Source organism: Bartonella sp. AA1HLJMS (assembly GCF_042197445.1).
Classification (GTDB): Bacteria; Pseudomonadota; Alphaproteobacteria; order Rhizobiales; family Rhizobiaceae; genus Bartonella.
On the sequence record NZ_JBHIRW010000052.1, the window covers coordinates 1 to 6,261 of the forward strand.

9 protein-coding genes are annotated in these 6,261 nt (G+C 36.8%); all 9 read right to left on the minus strand.

Annotation, left to right across the window (positions count from 1 at the left end):
- Positions 1-442 (minus strand): type IV secretion system protein (locus tag ACFIQE_RS08315; protein ID WP_375707518.1); only part of this gene is annotated, 442 nt, incomplete at its 3' end.
- Positions 443-630: 188 nt separating this feature from the next.
- On the minus strand, positions 631-1,398 hold the full coding sequence (locus tag ACFIQE_RS08320) for a type IV secretion system protein (RefSeq protein ID WP_375707519.1): 768 nt from the start codon (positions 1,396-1,398) through the stop codon (positions 631-633).
- The gene (locus ACFIQE_RS08325) at positions 1,395-3,866 is read right to left on the minus strand and encodes a VirB4 family type IV secretion/conjugal transfer ATPase (RefSeq protein WP_375707520.1); all 2,472 of its coding nucleotides are present in this window, start codon (positions 3,864-3,866) and stop codon (positions 1,395-1,397) included. The genes ACFIQE_RS08320 and ACFIQE_RS08325 overlap by 4 nt, the downstream gene beginning before the upstream one ends.
- Positions 3,867-3,868: 2 nt before the next feature.
- Entirely contained in the window at positions 3,869-4,177 is a 309-nt protein-coding gene (locus ACFIQE_RS08330; protein WP_375606609.1) for a type IV secretion system protein VirB3, read from the minus strand.
- A 12-nt stretch (positions 4,178-4,189) separates the two neighbouring features.
- The gene (locus tag ACFIQE_RS08335; protein WP_375630589.1) at positions 4,190-4,501 is read right to left on the minus strand and encodes a conjugal transfer protein; all 312 of its coding nucleotides are present in this window, start codon (positions 4,499-4,501) and stop codon (positions 4,190-4,192) included.
- Between the two features lie 234 nt (positions 4,502-4,735).
- Positions 4,736-5,056 carry a VirB2 family type IV secretion system major pilin TrwL gene (gene trwL, locus ACFIQE_RS08340; protein ID WP_375630588.1) on the minus strand — a complete coding sequence of 107 codons (321 nt, stop codon included), beginning with the start codon at positions 5,054-5,056 and terminating at the stop codon, positions 4,736-4,738.
- A gap of 72 nt (positions 5,057-5,128) precedes the next feature.
- Positions 5,129-5,449, minus strand: coding sequence for a VirB2 family type IV secretion system major pilin TrwL (gene trwL, locus ACFIQE_RS08345; protein ID WP_375630584.1), 321 nt, complete (start codon positions 5,447-5,449; stop codon positions 5,129-5,131).
- A gap of 81 nt (positions 5,450-5,530) precedes the next feature.
- Complete coding sequence (gene trwL, locus ACFIQE_RS08350; protein ID WP_375707521.1) at positions 5,531-5,854, minus strand: VirB2 family type IV secretion system major pilin TrwL; 324 nt, start codon at positions 5,852-5,854, stop codon at positions 5,531-5,533.
- Positions 5,855-5,931: 77 nt separating this feature from the next.
- Positions 5,932-6,252 (minus strand): VirB2 family type IV secretion system major pilin TrwL, encoded by a 321-nt coding sequence (gene trwL / locus ACFIQE_RS08355; protein WP_375629635.1) that lies wholly within the window; start codon positions 6,250-6,252, stop codon positions 5,932-5,934.
- Positions 6,253-6,261 lie beyond the last annotated feature (9 nt).

Below are 6,261 nucleotides of genomic sequence, written 5' to 3' on the forward strand. Positions count from 1 at the left end.
CTAAGAGACTGTAAAGCAATCCATTGGACTCGAAGAAGACGGTTTCTTGGAAAAGACGTCCTGCATATTGAAATCCTTTGGTTGCTGCTTTGTCCAGTAAATTCATTAATTGTGTATCATTGAGTGGATTTGTTATAAGCGCTTTTGATAACTCATAGGGCATTTGTGTGATCAAATTGGCAATTTCACTCTGATAAAGTCCTGTGGTAAGAGCTATTGAAGTAATAATACTTATCCTTAGGAAACGGTTTACGAATCCGGAGAGAGGCATATCTATAGCGCCACGGATGATGAGCCATCCGTAGATGATGAAAGCGATTGTGATTCCAATTGAAACAAAGGGTGTAATTGTAGCTATTGTTTTTGAGGAAATATCCGTGACATATGTTTTTGTTATCTGATCAATTTTATTGAAAAGTTGCGTGAACACTGTAAAGTCCATGGAATTCCTCTTTAATGAATTTTCAACTTTTTATATGATTTTTAAGCATTTTTCGTTGAACTTTTTAAGGATAAAATGAAACTTCGTAGACCTTTTTGATCTATGAGAGAGAATTGAGTATTACGCATTAACTTTTTCTTTTTACGAGCATACAGGGAAATAATATACAAAATGTTATTATAAAAGCTTTACCTAATAAATCTTATGGTAGGCATTTTCGTGTTTTTACTATTCAAAATTTTTATGTTATGCTTATCTTTCTGTTGTTTGATAAGTGTATGTTCAGCATTGCGTAAATGTGTAACCATTTGTAGTTTTGCTGTTTCATTTTGTAGCATAGCAAGCATTCCAATTATATGTGCTTGTAACTCGGCAATACTTTTTAGATCTTTTGTTGTCGTGATTTCTTTTAATAGTTCTTCAATTTGCTGAAAACGATTGTTTGCTTCTTGAAAAGTTTTTAAACTTACGGCTTTATCAGTGATGGCTGCATATTGGATGCGCTTGTTGATAAAACTGCTAGATTCATGGATAGTGACAGGAATTTCTTCTTCTTTTAAAATATTTTCAAGTGATGTAGATAGAGCAGAAGGTTTATTTCTATTGTAGAGATTCTCTGGATTTTTGAGAAAAAAGCTACTGTGATCTGTTTGTACATTTTTAAGTTTTTTAGTATCGAATTTTTGGCTTCCCGTTATAGACTCGTGTATCTTTTTTACTTCCTCAAGGTGTTTTTTTAGCATATCGAGAAGTTGGGCATCAGATGGCGCTTTCTTTTGCTGTGGAGTTTTTTTAGACTTTGATCTATTTGAAGATGATTTCCCAAAAAAATTGGGCCACGTCGTTGGAATTGATGCTCCCAAATCCGCCGCCCCAGCGCCCCAAACCCAAGCCATCGCTGGGTTTGAAATCCCTAAAGTTATTACAACTATTATTGAAATGACCTTTTTTTTCATGTTTCCCTCCTGTCATTTTTTGCGTGCTGTAAGAAAATTGGCAACCATATTGCTGGATCATCACCAACTTCTGCGATAATGCTTTCGGCTAACTCTGCGTTATCAGGTGTACCTGATAACACCAAGAGCTCGTCACTAAAGTCGTGTTCGATGGTTTTTCCATCGCGTGTCAGGTGGAATTTACCAAGATTCAGTTCTGCAAGCGCAGATTGATCACCCTGCTTAATGAGGAATTGGCGACTAAACTCACCAAGTCCTTTAACGAGTTCAAATTCGGCATCTGTTAGTTTAAAGCCTTTTGTATAATCTTCATAATTTGCTTTGGGATTGGCTAGAAAAATGTAAGTTGCACACTGTTGAATGAGTGTTTTGGCAATATTACTTTCCAAGGCATCGCTAGGCTCTTGTGTTGCATAAACAAAAATACCATTTTGTTTACGGATAGTCTTTTGTTTATTTTTCGCTAAATCTTCAAAGTACGGATCTTGCAAAGGCTTCCAAAACTCGTCAAAGATATACATAAATCGCTGTCCGCTAATCATGCCTTCTGTGCGGTAAAGCAAATACATCATCACTGGAGTGCGTGTTTCAAAATTATCTAAGAATTCCGTGATATCAAAGCCGTAAATTTGATGTGTTGAGAGATCAAGAGCATCATGGGGATTATCAAATAACCACCCATAATCACCACCTTCACACCATTTTAGTAAGCGAGCATGAACAGATGGGTGAGCATTATAATCACTTAAACGTGGATTTGGTAAAAATTGTACTAGAAAGGACAAACGACGGAGTGATCGGTCAATATTAGCACTCATAACAGACATAACTGCTTTGTTAATTTCTTCTTCGTCGTGATGCGTGACCTCACCACCAGCTTCTGCCAATTTTTTAACAAATTGTTTCAAAAAAATCAGATTTTCTTGTGTTGGTGGGAGTTGGAAAGGATTGAAACCACTTTTTCTGCTTGGCTTGAATGTTAAATATTTTCCACCCATCGCTCGAATGGCAATTTCCATGCCACGATCTTTATCAAAAACAACAGTTGTCGGCTTAAATTTTTGTGCTTGTGCTAACAAAAAGCCGAGTAACACGGTTTTACCGGAACCAGATTGTCCGATAAGTGCGGTATTACCAAGTAAACGTTTATCTGTCGAGTCCTCTTCAAGTTTGGAGGCATGAAAATTGAAATAAAGCGGTGTTTTACTGGTTGTTTTAAGAATTGTGACGGCTGGACCCCATGGGTTACCAGTGGGTTTTCCTGACATAAAATTATGAAAAGATGAAAATGATAAAAAGTTCAATGATGTAATCGGAGCAGGACGCGGTCTCCATTTCCAATTGCCAGGAAGTTGTGCCCAATAGCCAGCCTCTATTGCTAAGTCTACAGGTTTGGGCAGTACCGCAACGTCTAGTAATGCTGCACTTGCTTTGGCCATATGGTCGCGAACTTGTTGAATTGTATCACCATAGATCGTCAATGTGCAGTGATGTTCTCCCATGACAAAATGCCCACTGATAAGCTGGTTTAGTGCTTCGTCAATTTGTTCAATTTGGCTCGTTGCCACATCTCGTGCATCAATAAGATTACGCTGATGCCGTTGTAAATAATCTTTAGCAGCATGTCGGGAGAGAACTGAAAAGCTCTGCGTCAATACGAACTCGAAGTCACTTTCCAACAAAACATTCAATTGTCCTGGTTTGGTTGTTGCATCATATTCTTTAATTTCCAGCATTCCAAATCGACGCATTCCACTGGTTGTTCGCAGTTCACCAAGAGCGCCCCATTTTGAGAAAAAAGGTCGATTGACAGACATATAGTCAGCAAAACGGTCATGGCAAATTGGCATAGGGCGATATTCACCATTGACAAGCATTCCAAGGAATTCAAGTGCAGAAGAATAAGCATGCCCATTTTTTTCATAAGCACCAAGAAGTTCTGCACCGTAACGGTTTAAAGATTGGCCTAAAGTACGATTGATGTCATTGAGTTCTTTGATACACGAGTCTTGTCGCATCTTTTTTTGATCAAGCGTTTCACGTTCATGTTGAGAAAAGAACGACATAATTTTATCCGCTATCGGTTGAAAAATGACCGTCAGATATAAATCATTGACCATCAAATTATAACCAGTAAAGCTTTGCCGATATTTTTCATCAAGTTGATAGCAAAACATTTGATCAAATGTTGAATCAGGATATTCATAAACACGGCGGCGCACAATATGTGTCCAAAATGATAAATTGGCTGATGCAATACCCCGTAGAGTATTATTAAGCTCTTTTATCCATTGAAAAATATCTTCTTCTGAAGCGCTTTGATGTGAACGCCCGTCAATCTTCCAAACTGACAAATATTCCGCATTTTTAGTAGAAATAATCGTATCTGTAATATGATGTGAATAAGGTAGAAACAGGCTTACAGGTGCTTCTGATGCAAGGCGTTTGCTGCTTTCAACAGCTGTCATGTTTATCTCCTTTTACTATAATCAGAGGGACTATAACTTGATGCGCCCCAAAAACCTTTGTTGCGATTGCGAAATTTAGTATCGATCCATAACCACCAGATACGAAACGCCTTATCATCGTTTTTAGTAATTTGCACCATAATGAACCATAATGGAGGTGCCATAATCCACAAAAAGATACTTACTGTCATGGCAATAACAGCGACCCCCATAACCATAACGATAAATGGCATCATGGGGACACCCCATATCGTTGGAACACGTGTTGCTCCTTTGAATAGGGGGAATTCTTTTTGCTCTTGTGATTTCATGGGGTGCTCTTGTCAGTAGAGGTAAAATAATATGTGGCTAATATAAAAGGCTGCACCAGCAATAATGACGCTGAAGGCCCATCGTATAAATGTAGCTCTTGCGATGATGCGAAATATATAAATAAGCAAAAGTAATAAAAGAATAATGAGGGCAACGATAGGAATAAGTACACTTAATCCATATTGCATTCCTATGAAGGCATCCAAGCTCTCTGTTTCCGTCTGAGCATATGCAGATTGCGTTATTAATAACATCATTGAAGTGATGATAATAACATTAATCCTGTTGCACGTCTTCGCTTGAAACGTATTTGATTGTTTCATATTCTTTATCCCCTTTTAATTAAAGTTGCTATAAATAATATTCCTTTTTTCAGTATGGCTACATTATTACTGGTACACACCTATAATCGATGGGTATTAAAAACATTACGTATTATACATGATTCATGAATTACCTTTCAATAATATTGCAGTAAGTTTTGTTGTAGAGGGTACGATAACACTGATTGTCTATTGTATAAGCGTATTGTGTTGTATTATTTATAATTAACGCCATTATGCCTTAAATAGCAGAGTAACAAGTTGGGTTGCAGAACCTGCGATGACAACACCGATTGCCCACCGTACAAAAGTATCTTTTCCGATGTAACGTCCCGCATAACCAATTGCTAAGCACAACAGTATAACGGCAGCAGCGATAGGGATAATCACTTTTAAGTCTGTCTGTAAACCTTCTAAAGCGCCTTCTGCATTTTTTAAAACACTCGCTTTGGCTTGTGCATGAGCAGAACTATTCATAAAGAACGCAGTCATAACTGCAGAAATTGCGGTGATTTTGTTGTTACTTTTTGATTGAATACTAGTTAATTTTTTCATATTTCACTCTTATTAAATCTAGATAATATTTTTATATAAATAAACATATTGTATTTATAATTGATGTCATTATCACGTTGTTTTAAATAGCAGAGTAACAAGTTGGGTTGCAGAACCTGCGATGACAACACCTACTGCCCAACGTACAAATGTGTCTTTTCCGATGTAGCGTCCCGCATAACCAATTGCTAAACATAGAAGTATAACGGCAGCAGCGATAGGGAGAATTACTTTTAAGTCTGTCTGTAACTCTGTTAGAGCATTTTTTGCATTTGTTAAAGTTTTTGCGGCTTGTGCATGAGAAGAACTATTCATAAAGAATGCAGTCATAGCAGCAGAAATTGCGATGATTTTGTTGTTACTTTTTGATTGAACACTAATTAACTTTTGCATATTTCACTCTTATTAAAATCTAGATAATATTTTTATATAAATAAACATATTGTGTTTTATAATTTATAATTAACGCCATTATTACGTTGTTTTAAATAGCAGAGTAACAAGCTGGGTTGCAGAACCTGCGATGACAACACCGATTGCCCACCGTACAAAAGTATCTTTTCCGATGTAGCGTCCCGCATAACCAATTGCTAAGCACAACAGTATAACGGCAGCAGCGATAGGGATAATCACTTTTAAATCTGTCTGTAACTCTGTTAGAGCTTTCGATGCATTTGTTAAAACGGATGGTTGGGCTTGTGCATGAGCAGAACTGTTCATAAAGAACGCAGTCATAGCAGCAGAAATTGCGATGATTTTGTTGTTATTTTTCGATTTGAGATTAATTAATTTTTGCATATTTCACTCTTATTAGAATTTAGATAATATTTTATATAAACAAACATATTGTACTTTAAAATTTACAATTAACGCCATTATGGCTTAAACAGCAGTGAAACAAGCTGGGCTGCAGAACCTGCGATGACAACACCAATTGCCCACCGTACAAATGTGTCTTTTCCGATGTAGCGTCCTGCATAACCAATTGCTAAGCATAATAGTATAATAGCAGCAGCGATAGGTATAATTTTTTGAATATCGCCTTGTAAATCCTTTAGAGCTGTCTCCGCATTTTTTAAAGTTTTTGCTTGGGCTTGTGCATGAGCTGAACTACCCATAAAAAATATGGTTAAAGCTGCAGAAAATGCAGCAATTTTATTACGAGCTGTTGTGTGAAGAATATTTAATTGTTTCATGTTCTTTAT